Annotated in this window: 8 protein-coding genes; 6 read left to right on the forward strand and 2 right to left on the reverse strand. The window is 50.0% G+C overall.

The window, feature by feature from the left end; all coding sequences use genetic code 11:
- Nucleotides 1–74 precede the first annotated feature (74 nt).
- The gene (locus tag NYE29_RS00040; RefSeq protein WP_076113089.1) at nt 75–7,667 is read right to left on the reverse strand and encodes a pullulanase; all 7,593 of its coding nucleotides are present in this window, start codon (nt 7,665–7,667) and stop codon (nt 75–77) included.
- 662 nt (nt 7,668–8,329) lie between these two features.
- On the opposite strand from NYE29_RS00040, the gene NYE29_RS00045 reads away from it, so the two are divergent.
- From NYE29_RS00045 to NYE29_RS00070, 6 genes are all read left to right on the forward strand, one after another.
- A complete protein-coding gene (locus tag NYE29_RS00045) occupies nt 8,330–9,367 on the forward strand; it encodes a LacI family DNA-binding transcriptional regulator (protein WP_076113088.1) in 1,038 nt (345 codons plus the stop codon).
- Nucleotides 9,368–9,519: 152 nt separating this feature from the next.
- Nucleotides 9,520–10,182, forward strand: coding sequence for a beta-phosphoglucomutase (pgmB, locus tag NYE29_RS00050; protein ID WP_076113087.1), 663 nt, complete (start codon nt 9,520–9,522; stop codon nt 10,180–10,182).
- 295 nt (nt 10,183–10,477) lie between these two features.
- Nucleotides 10,478–12,796, forward strand: coding sequence for a glycoside hydrolase family 65 protein (locus tag NYE29_RS00055; RefSeq protein WP_076113086.1), 2,319 nt, complete (start codon nt 10,478–10,480; stop codon nt 12,794–12,796).
- Nucleotides 12,797–13,028: 232 nt separating this feature from the next.
- Complete coding sequence (locus NYE29_RS00060; protein WP_340893693.1) at nt 13,029–14,717, forward strand: glycoside hydrolase family 13 protein; 1,689 nt, start codon at nt 13,029–13,031, stop codon at nt 14,715–14,717.
- Between the two features lie 118 nt (nt 14,718–14,835).
- Nucleotides 14,836–15,678 (forward strand): AraC family transcriptional regulator, encoded by an 843-nt coding sequence (locus NYE29_RS00065; RefSeq protein ID WP_340893694.1) that lies wholly within the window; start codon nt 14,836–14,838, stop codon nt 15,676–15,678.
- A gap of 202 nt (nt 15,679–15,880) precedes the next feature.
- Nucleotides 15,881–16,726: a DegV family protein gene (locus NYE29_RS00070; protein ID WP_038588465.1), complete on the forward strand. Its 846-nt coding sequence runs from the start codon at nt 15,881–15,883 to the stop codon at nt 16,724–16,726.
- 208 nt (nt 16,727–16,934) lie between these two features.
- Here NYE29_RS00070 and NYE29_RS00075 read toward each other — a convergent pair whose 3' ends face one another.
- Nucleotides 16,935–18,614, reverse strand: a complete 1,680-nt coding sequence (locus NYE29_RS00075) for an ATP-binding protein (protein WP_340893701.1) — start codon at nt 18,612–18,614, stop codon at nt 16,935–16,937.
- Nucleotides 18,615–18,662: the final 48 nt, after the last annotated feature.

Raw genomic sequence — 18,662 nt, forward strand, 5'->3', positions numbered from 1 at the left:
CAGACCTGATATCATTCATAAATAAAAAACGGCACTCTTCGCGATGAAGAGTGCCGTTTTCGTTATGTGGCTATTTATTTGCCAAGCAGATTGTAGATCACTTGTGCGCTTTCAGCGCGGGTCATCAGCTCTTTGGGAGCAAACTTATGATCGGCTTTTCCTTGCACTAACCCCAGCTCTGCAGCGGCATTTACATAAGAGCCCGCCCAGGCACTGATGCCGGAAGCATCTGCAAACCGGGTTGTCCCGGAGGCCACCTCAACCTTCTTACCTTGTTTGACTTCCAGCGCACGAATAACCATAACGGCCATTTCCTCGCGGCTGATGGCAGCATTTGGCGCAAAGCTCTCTTGGCTTCGTCCGGTCACAATTCCCCGGCTAACTGCTGTTGCCACGTACGAAGAGTACCAGGCATCAGGCTTCACATCAGCGAATGCAGCCTGACCTTCCACAGTCACACCAAGCGCACGAACCAGCAGTGCGGTAAATTCCGCGCGGCTGACATTGCTCTTTGGTTTGAATTCGGAAGAGGTAACACCCGTAACGATTTGTTTGGCGCTAAGCGATTTAATCGCCGCTGCCGCCCAATTGGCTGCCGGAACATCCTTAAATGTCTTGTCGAGCTCAAGTGCCGCATATTTGCTGAAATGCGTAACTTGTGCCGTAATGACATTCCCGTTCAAGGTTCCACCCGCATATGCCACACTTCCGCTATCGCCCAGAACATAGATACCGAGCAGATCTTTATCCGGATTGCCGGTAATTTTGAAAGCAAGCGTAACCGGCGCTTTAAAGGTCGTAACCGGAATACGGGTGCCGTCTTTTTTGACAATATGCAGTGTAAACTCATATACATCCGATGCAGCGGTCACTCTGGTATCCTGAAGCTTCAGCCCGGCCAGGAAGGTGTCTGCCGCATTGCCTTGAAGCGGACTGGTTGCGAACAGAATGTGCGCACCCTCCCCCTCAGTCCCGGACAAGCTTCCTAGAATCCCGCTCAGCACTGCACTAGGCAGGGTTACAGAAATGCCGCCCATATGAAGCACCAAATCATTTGTTCCGAGGACGCCCGCTGCCTGAATCGGTATGAGCACTGATTGCTTGCCTGCAGCAACCTGCACTTCCACCTTGCCATCCTTGCCGTTTTTCAAACTGTCTACCCCAATGCTTTGCGGATCTGCAGTTGTTGTTGGCGTTGGTGCTGGTGTCGGTGTCGGAGTGGGTACAGGTCCCGGCGTTCCATCAGATACCACCGCCAGAATAACGGTTCCTCCCTCATCTCTGCCCGGGAGCTCAAGCGTTACTTTCCGGTCGGATGATACGGCATAGGTTCTGCCGCTGTACTCATCTATTACAGAAGCAAATGCTGTGTACGGCACTGGAATACTTGCAGTTACAGCCTTCGTGCTGGTGTTGATGAGCGTCACAATATTTTGGGAACCGTACTGCTTGTCAAAAGCCAAATATCCTAGTTCATCCGAACCTGCCAGCTTCGTACGTGTACCCTTAGCATATACCGCAGAGTATTTGGCACGGATATTCAGCAGCTTCTGATAGTGGTCGTGAAGACCCTGCTCAGCAGTAAGCTGATCCCACGGCATATCCGAACGGTTTTCGCTGAATTCTCCCTTCGACATGTCTCCGGCATTTCTGCCTGAACGTCCGAGTTCTTCACCATAGTAAATAACTGGCTGTCCTTTAGCTGTAATCTGCAGAGCGGCAGCGATTTTCAGCTTGCCTTTGTCCCCGTCCACATAGTCAGACAGGAAGCCGTTCTCGTCATGGCTGCTCAAGAACTGAGCCATCATCCGGGTATTGTCAATCTTCGATTCACGGTCCTGAAGGTAAGCATCCACATCACTGATTTTGCCGTTCGTGAAATCTTTTGCCGCATTCTTGAAGCCGAAATCCAGCAAACCGTCCATTTGCCCGGTTTGCAGCATGCCGCCATCGCTGTCAATGGTGCCTCCGTAGTATTCACCGACCAGTTTGAAGTCGGGATCAATTGCTGTCAGCGCATTTTTGAATGCTTTCCATGTCGTATCTTCCACATGCTTAATGGTATCCACACGGAAATAGTCGATGGTATCGCCACGCGCTGTCCGTGCGTTGTCCAGCCAGCCCGTTTGCCACTCAATAATTTTCGCACGAACTGCAGGATCTTCCGTTTTGAAGTCCGGTAAGCCGGCAAGCTCTCCCTTGATCGGGTCAGTATCGGCCGATATACCGTCCGTACGGAGCATGCCCTCAAAGCGCGCTTTATCCTCTGCGGTAACGGCCGGATAGTTATCCTCTGCTTCCAAACCATAGCCTGCATGATTCAGCACAACGTCAACCATGATTTTGATACCCTTGTCATGTGCCTTCTCAATCAGTTCGCGGAAGGTCGCCATATCGCCAAGATGTTCATCCAGTTGGGTGAAATCCTTGGCCCAGTATCCATGGTAAGCATGCTGCGTACCGCCGAAATCAACCCCCTTATTGAAATCAATGTTGTCGACAATCGGCGAAATCCAGAGCGTGTTGATCCCCAGCTGTTGAAGGTAGTCCAGACTGTTGATCATCCCGCGGAAGTCTCCGCCGTGGTAGGCTTCAAGATGTGTTTTATCGACGTTCTCATTGTTGGTGAGGTCACCATCCTTGAAGCGGTCGGTCAGGGCAAAATAGATCCGTGCCTCATCCCAATCGAAATCCAGCTTGGCTCCCGTATAGGTTCTGGCTTTCACTTCAATGGAGGTGCTGCCTTTATGCGTATTTCCGTACTGGTCAATAAGCGTGACCGGAATGGTTTTGATGCCCGCGGCTACGGTATCCTTCACCGCAATGGTCTGTTTCATGAGCCCGGTATCGAGCTTCACTTCGCTTGGACCCCCAATGGCAGTCAGATCCATGAATCCATGCGTATAGGTTACAGCTTCTTCGGAGGCTGCACTGACAGTCACAATGGCATTTTCACTCGATGTGACAGCTTCCGGTTGAACTTTTGCACTGACTGTAACGTCTGGACGATGATATACGGCAACCGATTCACCGTTCACCGTATTTTTCGGATCGGTGAGTTCTTCAGTAACTCCATCCTTAGTGATCAGGAAGGTATACTTATACGTTCCTTCTTCCACACCAGTCAGTTGATAACTGAACCACTCACTCGACGGATCATACACCATCGGGTATTCTTTGCCGTTTACTTTCACTTTGACCTCGCTGATAGATTCCATGTTGCCGCTGCGGAAAAGCTCGTCATCACGGTACTTGAAGGTAATCGTTCCGTCCTTCATGACCGGACCGCTAATAACCGGCTTGATGTCAAGCTCCTTCACCATACTGGTCACAATGACCTTGGTGAAATTTTCACCCGGGGTAAGCGGAATAACACGGTCATCCGGGTAGTCTTGTTTGCCCGTATTCCAGTCCGTTCCTTTGCGCAGTACGAAACCCACGCTTGTGGCATTTGGCGCCACCTCAATCAGAACACTGGCTTTACCATCCTTAAACGTTGTGAAATCAATTTGATCATTTATAACTCCAGTGTTCCATATCCAGAGATTCCAATCCGTATAATCCTTGTCGTCACGGACATAGGTCAATTGGACATAACGTTTGCTATCCACCGGCTCTTTCGTTACCTTCACGGTTACCTTCGTTGTTTTTCCGCCATAGGTAATGGTAAGGTTGGCTGTTCCAGCCTTGAGCCCCTTTACGAGACCTTTGCTTGTAACGGCAGCCACTTCCGGTTTATCGGAAATATAGGTGGCAGTATTCGTAACCGACCGTTTGCTGCCGTCATCATATTTAGCATATACAACCGATTGATGTGTGCTGCCAATTTGCAGTGAGTAGCTGCTGCTGTCCGTTTCCAGAGAACTCAGCACAGCTGCTGCGGCATCCATCTTGATAATTACAGCAGTCAACGGCTGCAGTTCAATGGACGTAGCCGTTAATGCAAAACCGGACTGGGCTGCAGCAGGGATAACTTCAGTACCCGCTTCGTCATCATCGGCCAGTACGCTGCCGCCTGTTAAATCCTCGGAAAGTGTCAGCGTTCGGGATACATTGTCGCCATTCATGAACACATAATAGATGCCGGTGCCATCAGTGGCCTTGTTCTTGTACCCGATCACAAGACCGGTCTCCTTCATTTCCGGCGCCGGAATCAGGCTGACATTAGAATCCACCAGACTCATGTCGCCCAGACGGAATGCATCTGTAGACTTTCTCAGCTTAATGAGGCCTGAGGTATAATCTTTGGTCATGTTCTGCACCGGGAAGTTCACTTCATCGGTTACCTTGGACCAATCGAACATGTTGACCGCATCCGATGAATCATAGGAATCATGAATGAAATACCCGAATGAATTATTGTTTGCGTCCTTTAGCTCTGTAGCTTTTTGCTCAGGAATAGTATCTGCCTTCCACTGCTTGGTGCGTCCATACTCCTGGCCTGCCTGCAGGAAGGAGGTACCCTGGGAAGTGAATATCAGCATGTTACCGAGCCTGATCCGCTTCTGTATTTCCAGCTCGTTCCCGGGAATTGCCGGATCTTTCTTGATGGACTGCGCAATTACATCATGCAGTGTCAGATTGTCATGGGCTTCAATGTACGGCACGATATCCCCCGGATCATCCGCCGGGATATTGGACGGCTGGCCTTTAATATTGTCCAGTATCGTCTCAATGGAACGTGCCCCGCCCGTAATAAACCTCGGTTCACCTTCCGAACCATAACCTGATTTCAATTCATTGCGGAATTCATCGGAGAATACGCCGACACTATCCGTCTTATTCATCCAATCCTGATCCGCGCCTTTACCTGCAAGAGAAGGATCGGAAGCAGCTCCGCCGAACGTTTTCCAGCCCTCGCCGATGAACAGCGCCTGCGGGTTAATGGCTGCTGCGGCATCATAGGCAGCCTGCACAGCATCTGCCGTGGCATCTCCCATCATGTCCCAGCGCATGCCGTCGATTTTGTATTCACTGAACCAGTACTTGACGGAATCCACCATCAGCTTCTCCGCCATCTTATGGTTTGTCGCCAGGTTGTTGCCGAAACCGCCGATAAAGTTGCCGTTTGCATCCTGGAACGCATAATAATTAGGCACGATATCGTTCAAGAATTCCTTCTTCGCCATATGGGTATAGACAACATCCAGAACGACGCCCATCCCGGCCTCATGCACTGCGTCGATAAGCCCTTTAAGCTCCTTGATCCGCAGTTCTGGATCGGCAGGATTCTGTGAATATGCGCCATCCGGGGAGAAGTAGCTATGCGGATCATATCCCCAGTTGTACTGATTATTTTGCGCTGAATATTCACTTTCTCTTTGTCCCATCTTCGTCTCGTCGCCGTTATACCATGCCATTACAGGCATCAGCTGAATATGGGTTACGCCCAAAGATTTAATATAATCCAGCTTCTTCTCAAAAGCGGCATAGGTGCCCCAGCGTTCGCCGCCCAGACTGCTTTCGATTGAAATATCCGACGTGAAATCACGGACATGGACTTCATAGATGACGGCATCCTCGCGTTGTTCATAACCGGCGATATCTGCCTCATGGAAGTTAGCCGGATTGGTCCGGCTCAGGTCAACGATGGCCGCTTTACCCACTGTATCTCCGCCAGCGCCCGCAGCACCTGTGGTATCCACAGTGAACACAGCCATGGACTTGGCGTACGGATCAAGCACCTGCTTCATAACCCCGTCATTGGTAACTTCATATTGATAATAGTATCCGCTTACATCTGACTCCCCGGGAGCGCCTGTTAAATCAGATGCCTTCAGCTTCGCAGACCAAACGCCTTGTTCGCCCTTAGTCAGACTGATATGGCCGACAAGCTTAGTTGCATCACTCTTATCGTACACATTTGCCACAACAGAACTGGCCACAGGAGCCCATAACTTGAGCGTGGCCGATTTCTCAGCCGCATTATATTCAGCCCCAAGGTCGTCCCCTGTATAATTGTACATTTCATCGATCATTCTCCAGCCGCCGGAAGCAGACACCGTTTTACCGGAAAAAGATACACTCAGCGGCGTTTTACCCAGGTCAAAAGCTGCTGTATCCACCTCAATGGAAGTCGGGCTCTTAATGGTTACTGCATTTACCGGGACAGCTGTACCTTCTTTGTCCTTGACGGTAATTCCAGCTTTTAATGCAGCAGCATCTAAACCGTCGGTTAAGGTGAAGCCCAGAAGGATTTTGCTGGTCGATAGTACTTCAGCCGACACGAGTCCTACCGGTTGTTCCCCGAACGGAGAAACATAGACATTGTTATCCCCTTCTTTTACCCACAGCTGATTGTAACGGTCCAGCAGGCTGAAAGCTTTATCGCCGCCGTCCTTGTCCTCGTTTGTCGGGTTAACGATAAGGAAGCCAATTTTCTTGGCATTTTCTTTCAGCGGAATATCGATATACGCACCGAAGCGGTCCACATTCTCAGGGAGAAACGGAGCAGCATCCGACGGCCAGTTAACCGGTGCTGTTGCGACATCATCCCACAGCCATAAACCGTACTGGCTTTGATGATTGTCGCCTCTCATGTAATGAATCCGGACGGTATTCGCAGGAATTACTGCCGGCTCATACGGCGTCACCTGATCCGAACCTTCCTTGATCCAGATTTCATTCGCTTGCGGAGTATTGATTGTGAACAGCTTGTCGCCGCCGTCTTTGGCCTGATTGTTGCGGTTGACGACTAAGAAGGAGACTTTTTTGGCTCCTGCCTTAAGCGGCACGTCAGTATACGCCCCATAAGAATCAGTTTGACCTTCAGGGAATGGTGTGGCACCCGCAGGCCACCCGGAGGAAGGTGCAGCTACATCATCCCAGAGCCATAAACCCTGATCCGTATAATCACCGGCTGTACGTTGGTAGTGAACCCGCATATGCCCATCGGGTACAGGGGCATTGTTACCCGGAACAACCGGAGCCGTAAATTTGGCACTGACAGCATGATCCGCCGCGTTGTATTTGAAGGTGACCGGCAGATCCGCTGGCAGATTCAAGGCCTGTTCATGCTCAGGATAAGACTTATCCTCCTGCGGGGTTGCTCCCGGCACAAAGACGCTGTACGAATAGTCGCCTTTAGGAAGATCAGCCGTCCGCTCATATACATTATCAAAGTTCGGATCGGACAATGTCGTCTTCGCGTCGGCTGGCGAGGAATCGCCCGCATCGCCAAGCTCACTTTGCAGAGTACCCACCAGCCGCGGCAGTCTGTTGTCTGCTATTGGCGAGTAATACGTCGAGTCGGCAATTTTTTGGGTAATCTCGTTGAAATAGAAGGTAACCGTTGTTTCAGCAGCCAATGTAATCACGATGTTGCCGCCGTCATCGGTTCCTTCAGTATGGGTATAACTGCTGTATCCATAGCTTTCGTCCCAGGTGCCGTTAAGGGCTACCTTGTACTTATAGGTCCCTGCCGGCAGCGTGCCTGTAAAGACATAAGTACCATTGTTTGTGTAGGTCATCTGAGTGACTGTTGCATCTGGTGACCAGTCTTCCACTTGCCCTGAACCAGCAGACAATTCTGACTGGAGGTCGCCTACAAGCACAACTTTGGATGTGGCTGCATCCACTTTTGCCGTGTACCCTGTAAAGTAAGAGCACACAAGAATAAGGATCATACTGATGGCAAAAGCCTTTTTACCCCATAAAGCCAATTTCATTCCTTCAATCCCCCCATATTTGCATTCGATTCCTGAACAGAGATAACACTGATTTCTTATTCCTTGATCCAACATTTCATGCTTCTAAAGCCTGATGGAATGACACCCCCTTATAGATTTCAATTTTGAATTCATTGCGCAAACGTTTGCAAAAATAACAAACCTACACATTCACTGCAAACTTTATTTTGTGCAGCAGACATGTTGCACAAAATAAGCGCTTGTAAGCGCTTTTATACCTTGTTTAACATACTAATCTTAGTCTCAACTTGTTGTCAACCAAAAAAATAAATTGCTAAATCACCCGTCAGCCGGGACAGAAAGTTCATACTAATAGGCCTGCAGTAATGCCATTTATTGCACAGATTTGCATCATCAATAATAGAATAAACATATGTAGCGTAAGACTTTTAAAGAAAAACCGTTTGCGCATTGTATGACTTTACATTTCAGCTTACCCGGCAGCATTTTTACATCATATACAAATATTTTTTATATTTTTCCATTTCATTTGTGGAAATGTGCAAATTTAAAGCGAAGGTTCTAGCCCTTATTCCCAAATCGGCTCTAAAGGGCTTTTAGAAAGACTTTGTCTATTTACAATTTACAGCACTTCGATTAATATTACTTTGTAAAGCAAACGGTTCCATGAGGAGGTTTCTATGACAGTTACCATCAAGGACGTGGCTAAGAAAGCGGGAGTTTCTCCCTCCACTGTATCCCGGGTGTTGTCAGGTCATCCCAGAATCAGCCTAGAAACTTCCCGCAAGGTCAAAGTGATTATGGAGGAAATGGGCTACACTCCGAATATGATGGCTAAAAGCCTCGTTTCGAAGACCACTAACAGCATTTGCATCATCTTACCGAAACCGGCTGAGGAGCTGTTCTCCAATCTGTTTTTTATGGAATTAATCAGAGGGATTGTGACTCAATCGAGCCGATCCGGTTATGATGTGTTGATTAGCTCCGGAGCAAACGAAAAGGAAGAGCTTGAGGCTGTTTCCCGCCTATTGAAGGGCCGCCGTGTTGATGGCGTTATTCTGCTGTATTCACGCAAAGATGATGCGGTTATTGATTTTCTGGAATCAGGCGGCTACCCCTTCGTGCTTGTTGGGCGAAGCGACCGCTATGAGGATATTTTATCCGTGGATAATGATAATGTCATGGCCGCTTACGACGCTACAAACCACCTAATCTCCATGGGACATGAACGCATTGGTTTTGTCAGCGGACCGCCTAACCTCATCGTTTCACGCGACCGCCTCGAAGGATACCGCAAAGCCATGCTGAACAGTGGCCTGGAGATGCGTACAGAGTGGATTGTAGAGGGCGAGTTTCTGCAGGACAGCGGATATAGGGCGATGTCATTTTTCATGAATCTCCCGAACCGTCCAACAGCACTTGTTGCAGTGGACGATATGGTCTCTTTCGGAGTATTGCGCGGACTGAATGAACTGAAATACAAGGTTCCGGAAGATTTGGCGATTGTCAGCTTTAACAACATCCCACTATCGGAACTGTCCAGCCCGCCGATCAGCAGCATCGACATCGGAATTTATCATCTTGGCTATACGGCCTCCCAAGTGCTGATCCAAAGCATCAAGAAGCCGGGTATTCAGGCAGGATATACGAACCGTTTTGTCATTCCCCACCGCTTGATCGTTAGAGAGTCATCTATGTATGCTCCAGGGAAGAAATGATCAGGTCACAAGAATAAATGAAGCGAAAGTGCTTCATTTATTTTTTCGAACTTTGTTCAAACGTTTGCGCTACTTATAAACCGCAATATATCCGTCAAAATAGCTAGTCGATTCAAGGAAGCTATGCTTACAAAACTTTTAGGAGGATCAACATGTCAGAAATTAAAGCCTGCCTGTTCGATTTGGACGGTGTGATCGTCGACACTGCCAAATATCATTTTATCGCCTGGAGAGAACTCGCGGAAACCCTTGGGTTTGAATTCACCGAACAGGATAACGAACGCCTTAAGGGTGTCAGCCGCGCCGCTTCACTGGATATTCTGCTGGAAATCGGCGGACTTTCACTGGACGAGGCGGAAAAAGCCCGGCTGGCCGAGCAAAAAAACAACCGCTATGTCGAATACATCGCCAAGATGGACAGCTCGGAGATTCTGCCTGGTGCCCTGGACTTTCTGAAGAAATGCCGGGAATCCGGCATCAAAGTCGCCCTTGGCTCCGCCAGCAAAAACGCGATGACCATCTTGAATAACACCGGTCTGACACCGTATTTCGATGCGATCATCGACGGCACACATACCAGCGCGGCCAAACCTGATCCTGAAGTGTTCCTGCTGGGGGCCCAGGCACTCGCCGTATCCCCTGAGCACTGCGTGGTCTTTGAGGACGCCGAGGCCGGAATCCTCGCTGCCACCCGCGCCGGTATGCGCAGCGTAGGCATCGGTTCTCCTGCAACACTGGGGGCAGCGAACATCGTTGTGCCTTCTCTCCAGCAGATCAGCGTTACGGAATTGCGGGAATCTTTTGCAACGGTTTGACGAACATTAACATCTATCAGCAACCCTGTGAATTGTCTTTTGCCCTACTCTATTTACCTGAACTATATGTGAGAACAAAGTTACGCTGAGCAGCAGTGAAGGCGGACGGACCTTCGAAGAAGACCCTGCGTTCGTCTTTGTCCCCGGATGCTTGCCCAATACCCCCATTTCCGAGCATCCGGGGACAACAGCGATCGTAACATCCATTCGCCCGAGGGGCAGCCAGCACGTAACCTGAATAGTCGAACTCATAGTTCCATTTATATCATCCCCACCTAAAAAGGAGCCGGTAATAATGAAGCAATATTTAAAAATTGATGAATGGTCAATCATTGAAGAATCCTTCGATCCCCAGACCCAAGAAATTTCTGAGAGCGTATTTAGCATCGGAAACGGATATATGGGCGGAAGAGCCAACTTTGAAGAGAAATACAGCGGACACAGCCTGCAAGGCAGCTACATGGCCGGTGTGTATTATCCGGACAAAACCCGGGTCGGCTGGTGGAAAAACGGCTATCCGGAGTATTTTGCCAAAGTGCTGAACAGCACCAACTGGATTGGCATTAACATCGACATCGACGGCACACCGCTGGATTTGGCTACCTGCACCGTTACTGAGTTCCGCCGGGTGCTCAACATGAAGGAAGGCACACTTTCCCGCAGCTTCACCGCCACTCTTGAGGACGGCAAGGAAGTTAAGGTGGAAAGTATCCGCATCGTCAGCATGGCCCGCCGTGAGATCGGCGCGATCCGCTATTCGATCATTCCGGTGAATTTTACCGGAAAGCTTACCGTTACGCCTTACCTTGACGGCGACATCAAGAACAAGGATGCCAACTATGACGAGAAATTCTGGAACGAAGTGGAGAAGAAAGGCGAGCCGGACGGCGGATACCTCACCCTGAAGACGAAAAAACTTGATTTTCACGTCACCTCGGCATTTGTCTTTGATATTCTGGTCAATGGCGAAAAGCTTACTGCAGAAGCTGAAGTCACCGAGCAGGAGAAATATGTGGGCAGTACGGTAACTATCCCCGTGCAAACCGGCGATCAGGTTGTCATCTATAAATATGCTGCCAATGTCACTTCCCGCAATTACGGCCTGGGACAGCTGGTTGATGCTGCGCAGACGGCACTGCAAAGCGCCCAGGAAGCCGGATTCGTTGCACTTTTGACCGAACAGGCTACTGCGTGGGGAGATAAATGGAAGGAAAGCGACATTATCATTGAAGGTGATGTGTCGGCACAACAGGCGATCCGTTTTAACATTTTCCAGCTTAACCAGACCTACACCGGTGAAGATGACCGTCTGAACATCGGACCCAAAGGCTTTACCGGGGAAAAATACGGCGGCAGCACCTATTGGGATACAGAAGCTTACTGTGTGCCGTTCTACTTAAGTACAGCGGATTCTTCAATCTCCCGCAACCTGCTGATTTACCGTTACAAACATCTGGAAAAAGCCAAAGAAAATGCGCTTAAGCTTGGTTATAAAAAAGGTGCACTGTACCCGATGGTGACGATGAACGGTGAAGAATGCCACAATGAGTGGGAAATCACGTTCGAAGAAATTCACCGTAACGGCGCGATTGCCTATGCGATTTACAACTACGTTAATTACACCGGGGACAAAGCTTATCTCGGCCAATATGGTCTTGAAGTGCTTGTGGAAATCTCCCGCTTCTGGGAAGAACGCGTTCACTACGTGGCGCACAAGGACAAATATGTGATGCTCGGCGTAACCGGACCTAATGAATACGAGAATAACGTCAACAACAACTGGTATACAAACCGGATTGCTGCCTGGACGATGGAATACACGCTGGAAGCATTGGCATATCTGCAGGAGAACGAGGCTTCCCGGTATGCAGAGCTTGCCGATAAGCTGGGGCTTCTGGACAGCGAAACCACACAATGGAATGAAATCATCGCCAAAATGTACTATCCGGCCGATGAAGAACGCGGCATCTTCCTGCAGCAGGACGGCTTCCTCGATAAAGAGATCATTCAGGTGAAGGATGTTCTGCCAGAGAATCTGCCGCTGAATCAAAAATGGTCCTGGGACCGCATTCTGCGTTCCTGCTTCATTAAACAGGCCGATGTGCTGCAAGGTTTATATTTCCTTGGCGACCGTTACGATCTGGACACCAAGAAACGGAATTTCGACTTCTACGAGCCGATTACCGTGCATGAATCCTCCCTCTCCCCATGTATCCATGCGATTCTTGCCTGCGAGCTGGGGTATAAGGATAAGGCTTATGAAATGTACCTGCGGACTTCGAGACTGGATCTCGACAATTACAACAATGACACGGAAGACGGCTGCCATACTACAAGCATGGCGGGAACCTGGATGTCGATTGTACACGGCTTCGGCGGACTGCGCGTTCAGGAAGACCGCTTGATCCTTAAGCCTTCCAACCCGGGACACTGGACTTCGTATTCCTTCAAGATCATGTTCCGCGGTTCGCGGCTTAAAGTCATTGTTACCGATGTACAGGTTACGGTTGTCAATGAAACCGATATTCCGGCGTCCATCACGATTCACGGCAAGGAGTATACTGTGAACGGACTCAGCAGCGTCACTGCTGAAGGCTCCACCGTCACGGCATAATTCCTATAACCGGCCCCGGAGGCTTCAATCTCCTTCGGGGTTGTTTTTATAGGTTAAACTCAAAAATCTGCAGAATGGGCTTACGCCGTATCTCCGGGGAATGTTTGGACTTCCGGCCGCTGTTATGTTTGGATTTCTTGATGCTGCCCACTAAGATCTTTTTAAGTTCATCCTATATCTTTTATTATTCATTATGGTTTCATTATAAAATCACTCAAAGGAGTCGTTTAAAATGAAAAAAGCCTTTTGGAAAGAAGCCGTAGTCTATCAAATCTACCCTCGCAGCTTCCAGGACAGCAACGGAGACGGAATCGGGGATCTGCAAGGGATTATCTCCCGCCTCGATTATTTGCAGAAGCTCGGCGTCGATGTTGTCTGGCTGTCCCCGGTCTATAAATCCCCCAACGACGACAATGGTTATGACATTAGCGATTACGAGGATATTATGGATGAGTTCGGCACTTTGAAGGACTGGGAGGAGCTTCTGGCCGGACTTCATGAACGCGGCATCAAGCTGATGATGGACCTTGTGATCAACCATTCCTCAGATGAACACGCATGGTTTGCCGAATCCCGTTCCTCCCTGGACAACCCTTACCGCGATTATTATATTTGGCGGCCCGGCGGACCAAACGGCGAACGGCCCAACAATTGGAGCTCCGTCTTCAGCGGTCCGGCCTGGGAGCTGGATGAAGCTACCGGAGAATATTATCTTCATCTGTTCTCCCGCAAGCAGCCGGATCTCAACTGGGAGAATCCGCAGCTTCGCGAAGCCCTCTACAAAATGATCGCGTTCTGGCTCGACAAAGGTGTCGATGGCTTACGGATGGACGTCATTAATATGATCTCCAAGGTGGAAGGCCTTCCTTCCGCTCACAGAGAGGGTCTGGCTCCGGGAGAGCTGGCCGGTGGCGGCGAATATTTTATGAACGGCCCGCGGGTCCATGAATATTTGCAAGAAATGAACCGTGAGGTTCTCTCCAAATATGAGGTGATGACGGTTGGCGAAACTCCAGGGGCCAGTGTAGAGGATGCAATTCTGTACACTGCCGAAGACCGGCAGGAGCTGCAGATGGTGTTCCAATTTGAACATATGGATGTGGACTCCGGGCCCGGCGGCAAATGGGATGTCACCCCTTGGAGCCTCAAAGGCTTGCGCGACATTCTGCATAAATGGCAGGTTGGCTTAGCCGAACGCGGCTGGAACAGCCTGTACCTGAATAATCATGACCAGCCGCGGATGGTCTCCCGGTTCGGCAATGATGGTGAATACCGTGTTCTGTCGGCCAAAATGCTGGCTACACTGCTGCATACGCTGAAAGGCACCCCCTACATCTATCAAGGCGAAGAAATCGGCATGACGAATGTGAAATTCCCTGTGCTGGAAGATTATAAGGATATCGAGATCCTGAATATGTACCGGGAAAGGGTCACGGAAGGCGGCGCGGAGCATGAGACGATCCTACAGGCTATCCACACGAAAGGCCGGGACAATGCCCGCACTCCGATGCAGTGGGATGCCTCCGCAAATGCAGGTTTCACTCAGGGCGCGCCATGGCTGAAGCTTAACCCGAACTACCAAGATATCAATGTAGAGCAGGCACTGGCTGATCCGGATTCCGTGTTTTATTATTACCAGAAGCTGATTAGCTTGCGTAAAGAACATCAGATTATGGCTTACGGCGAATATAAGCTGCTGCTGACGGAGCATGAATACATTTATGCCTATACCCGGACGTTAGACGATGAACAGTGGCTTATTCTGCTGAATTTCAGCGCTGACCCGCAGCCGGTTGATCTTCCTGCTGAGCTGGCGGCTGTAACCAGCATCATTATCGGCAACTATCCGGGAGAGCCGGATGCTGCCAGCCTTGCAACCTTGCGGCCTTATGAAGCCCGGGTCTATCAAATTCGTCTATAGCATACACCCGATTTGTGTTAACCTGTCATTAATGAGCAGAGAATAACAGGCTTGATTGACTGGCTCATGATAGTATAAATGCAAAAGGGAGATGGCAAACGTGGAATGGCTGATCCGAATGAAAAATGCCTTGGATTATATGGAGAGCAAAATGACCGAACCCCTGCGCATAGAAGAAGTGGCTAAGGTGGCTCATGTCTCCCCTTTTCATTTCCAGCGCATGTTCGGCATGCTGACAGGGGTAACGGTGGCAGACTATATCCGCAAGCGCAGATTGACTTTGGCCGCCCAGGAGCTGGCCATTTCCAAAATCAAGGTGCTGGATGTAGCGCTGAAATATGGATATGACTCCCCGGAAGCCTTCGCCAAAGCGTTCCGCAAAGCGCATGGACTGACCCCCTCCGCCGCGCGTGAACCGGGTGTACAGCTCAAAGCATTCCCCCGCCTCTCCTTCCATCTATCATTGAAGGGAGATCAGGAAATGGAATACAGAATCGTGGAGAAAGACGCATTTACCGTCATCGGCAAATCAATGGAGGTTACGACCAGGGAAGGAGAGAATTTCCGCAGAATCCCTGAGTTTTGGAATGAATGCAATGCAGACGGCACTTCGGATAAGCTGATTGAAATCGGCACAGGCAAAGATTGGCTTGGCATCTGTATGAGTATGGACATGGAGAAAGAGCTGCTATCCTACTGGATCGGAGTGGAAGGGACGCCGGATACGGATCCCCAAGGCTATGAAACCGCGGTGGTTCCAGCCGCAAGCTGGGCCGTATTCACCTCAGTCGGCCCCATGCCGCATGCGATTCAAAATGTGTGGCAGCGGATTTTCCAGGAGTGGTTCCCGGGTACCGGCTATGAGCATGCAGGTGGTCCGGAATTCGAGCTTTATCCACCAGGCGACCCGGGTGCAGAGGATTATGTCTGTGAAGTGTGGATTCCGGTGATGAAGAAATAAGCAACTGGGCTACCCGATTAGGGTAGTCCTTTTTGTTTAAACCTTGCCGGAAGCAGCCGTGTAAAGAGATTGGCATATTTTCCAGCTCCTTCTCTATTAATTTTCATTTTGAGAATTGGCAATAGCTTGGTATAATAAACAGATTATATGGCTTATTCTATTATGTCATATTGTCATCCGAGATTCGGTGAAGGAGAATTTCATGTCTATCGTAAAAATCTTTTCAGACAGCACTTCCGATTTGCCGCAAGGCTGGAAGGAAACGTATGATATTGGCATCGTCCCGCTGTATGTAGTATTTCAAGACGGTACCTACAAGGATGGTGTAGACATTACACCTGAGGAAGTGTATCGTCGTGTCGCCGCAAATGGAGCACTGCCGAAGACCGCTGCACCTTCGCCCGCCGACTTCATGGCCGCTTTTGGGCCAGTCATCAGCAGCGGAGGAGACGTCGTCTATATCAGTCTTTCCTCTTCTTTATCCTCTACATATCAGAATGCCCTGCTGGCTGCAGGGGAGTTTCCTGAAGGACGCGTACAAGTGGTTGATTCCCAGACGTTATGCGGAGGGATTGCGCTCCTAGTGATGAAAGCGGTTCGCGCCGCAGCCAAAGGCCACAGCAGCAGGGAAATTGCCGCTATGCTGAAGCAATGCCGCGACCGAGTGGAGACAGAATTTGTTGTGGATACACTGGATTACTTATATATGGGTGGACGTTGTTCAGGTATGCAGAATTTTATCGGCAGCCTGTTGAAGATCCGGCCTGTGCTGCGGCTGATTGACGGTGCGATTGTACCGGTGAGCAAAGTTCGCGGCAAGAAAGAGAAAGCTGTGGAACAAATGCTCCAGCATGCCCTTGCCAATGCCGGGGAAATGGATAAGGAGCTGCTCATCGTAGCCCACACACTGGGTGAAGAGGATGCCAACTTTTTGGTGGCGGCGCTGCGTGAACAGACCGATGTTGAAGAGATTGCCGTCATTCATGCCGGCTGTGTCATTGGCAGCCACTGCGGACCCGCTACAGTAGGCCTCATGTATATGCACTAACTGTTGAACAGCCAAGTGGAAACGGCTTCGCCGTCCTCAAAAGGACGGTATCCGTTTCAGCGGGAAATAGAAGGATAATTTATAGCGCGAAGCATATAACTTCTTATATTTTCAAAAAAACCAGCAATGCCCCGATAACCGGAGCTTGCTGGTTTTTGTTATGTCTGTGTTTAATCCAGTTCGAACATTCAATACAAAGAAGGCTTGTTCACAGGTAGGGCGTGATTCCCGCTTCTGCTTCTGATTCAGCTTCTTCATGGACGAATGGCAGCATAAAGCGGAAGGTCGAGCCCCGTTCTTCTTCACTCTCCACAAAAATCGTTCCGCCCATCAGCTCGACGAGCTGCTTGCAGATGGCCAGTCCCAGTCCCGTTCCGCCATATTTGCGGTTAATGAACGGATGCAGCTGCGAGAAGGATTGAAAGAGCAGATTCAGCTTGCTGTCGGCAATTCCCACTCCTGTATCACGGACAGAAAATTCCAGCAGGTATTCCGGTGAACCCGGTAGCGGAATATTCTTCACCGACAAGGTTACGCTCCCACTTTCCGTGAATTTGAGCGCATTACCGACCAAATTGACGATGATTTGGCGCAGGCGGCTGGGATCGGTCTTCACTATGGCCGGAACGCTTGTATCCGCCCACCAGCGCAGCGCCAGATTTTTCTCTTCAGCTTTGGGGGTGAATAAATCTATAATGTTCTCCAGCATTTCGCGCAGATCAAATTTCTCCGACAGCAGCGGCATTTTGCCGGCTTCCATTTTACTGAAATCGAGAATGTCATTTAGAATTTGCAGCAGACTGCAGCTGCTGCTGCGCAGAATCTCGGCGTAGCCGCGCTGCTCCTCTTCCAGCTCTGTTTCCAGCAGCAGATCGGCCATGCCGATCATTCCGTTCATCGGGGTACGGATCTCATGGCTCATCATCGCCAGGAAATCGGACTTAGCCTGAGCCGCCTGCTCTGCTGATTCCTTGGCCCGGAGAATCTCCCGTTCATTGGTAATATCACTGAAAGAGCCCACTACACCGCAGATGATTCCTTTATGCAGAAGCGGTGCAATCCGGTAGCTGACAAAAAAGCTGGTGCCATCCTTCCGCCAGAAGATTTCATCCCCTCTACTGCGGGTGACACCATCCTGCAGGGTCTGCCAGATCGGACATTCATGCTGCTGGTACCTTGACCCGTCTCCACGGATGTGATGGATCACATCCATCAACGGAAGCCCCCTCAGCTCGTAGGGCTCATAACCCAGCATTTCTGCTCCCTCACGGTTGATAAAGAAGGTCCGGCCCAACGTGTCGAGCCCGAAGATTCCGGCTGCAATAGAATTGAATATCAGGCTAAGATGCCTGTCCTCTGACATCTCCAGCACCAGCTCTGCCTTCTGCTGCTCCTCTACCATAGCCAGTTCTATAAGCTCCTCTTCACGCCCCGGTGTCCGCTCATCCGTCCATTCCATGGGAGAAACTTCCCCGGTCAGGAGCCTGCCGAACCATTCCTGAAGCAGAAGAGGAAGAACACGGCTCTGGTCATATCGGATAATGGCGAATACGCCTGCGATCCCTTCTTCAGCTTTTACCGGCACATACGTAACCGCAGCCGGGCTGCTTCCGCGGCTCTCATCCGCCTCCAGTTCAAAGCCGGAGCCGATACCTCCGAGCGCTGCAGCAAAATGTTCTTCTCCGGGAGGTTCTGGCCGCAAACCAGACGATGGCTCATGAAGTTCCGGATCTGCGCCAGCGGCAACTTCAAAAGCACGGTTGCTGTCCACATAATATCCCTGCCTGTCCAGCACAATAATCAGGTCGGGGTGATGATCGTATAACGCTTTATAAGCACCTTCTTCCGAAAGCACCCGATCCAGAATAAAAGACCATTGTTTAGTCATAGCCCACCTCCTCTGCTGCTTCAATCCTGTATCTTCATCTATTCATTA

Source organism: Paenibacillus sp. FSL M7-1046, from assembly GCF_038007405.1.
Taxonomy (GTDB): domain Bacteria; phylum Bacillota; class Bacilli; order Paenibacillales; family Paenibacillaceae; genus Paenibacillus_AQ.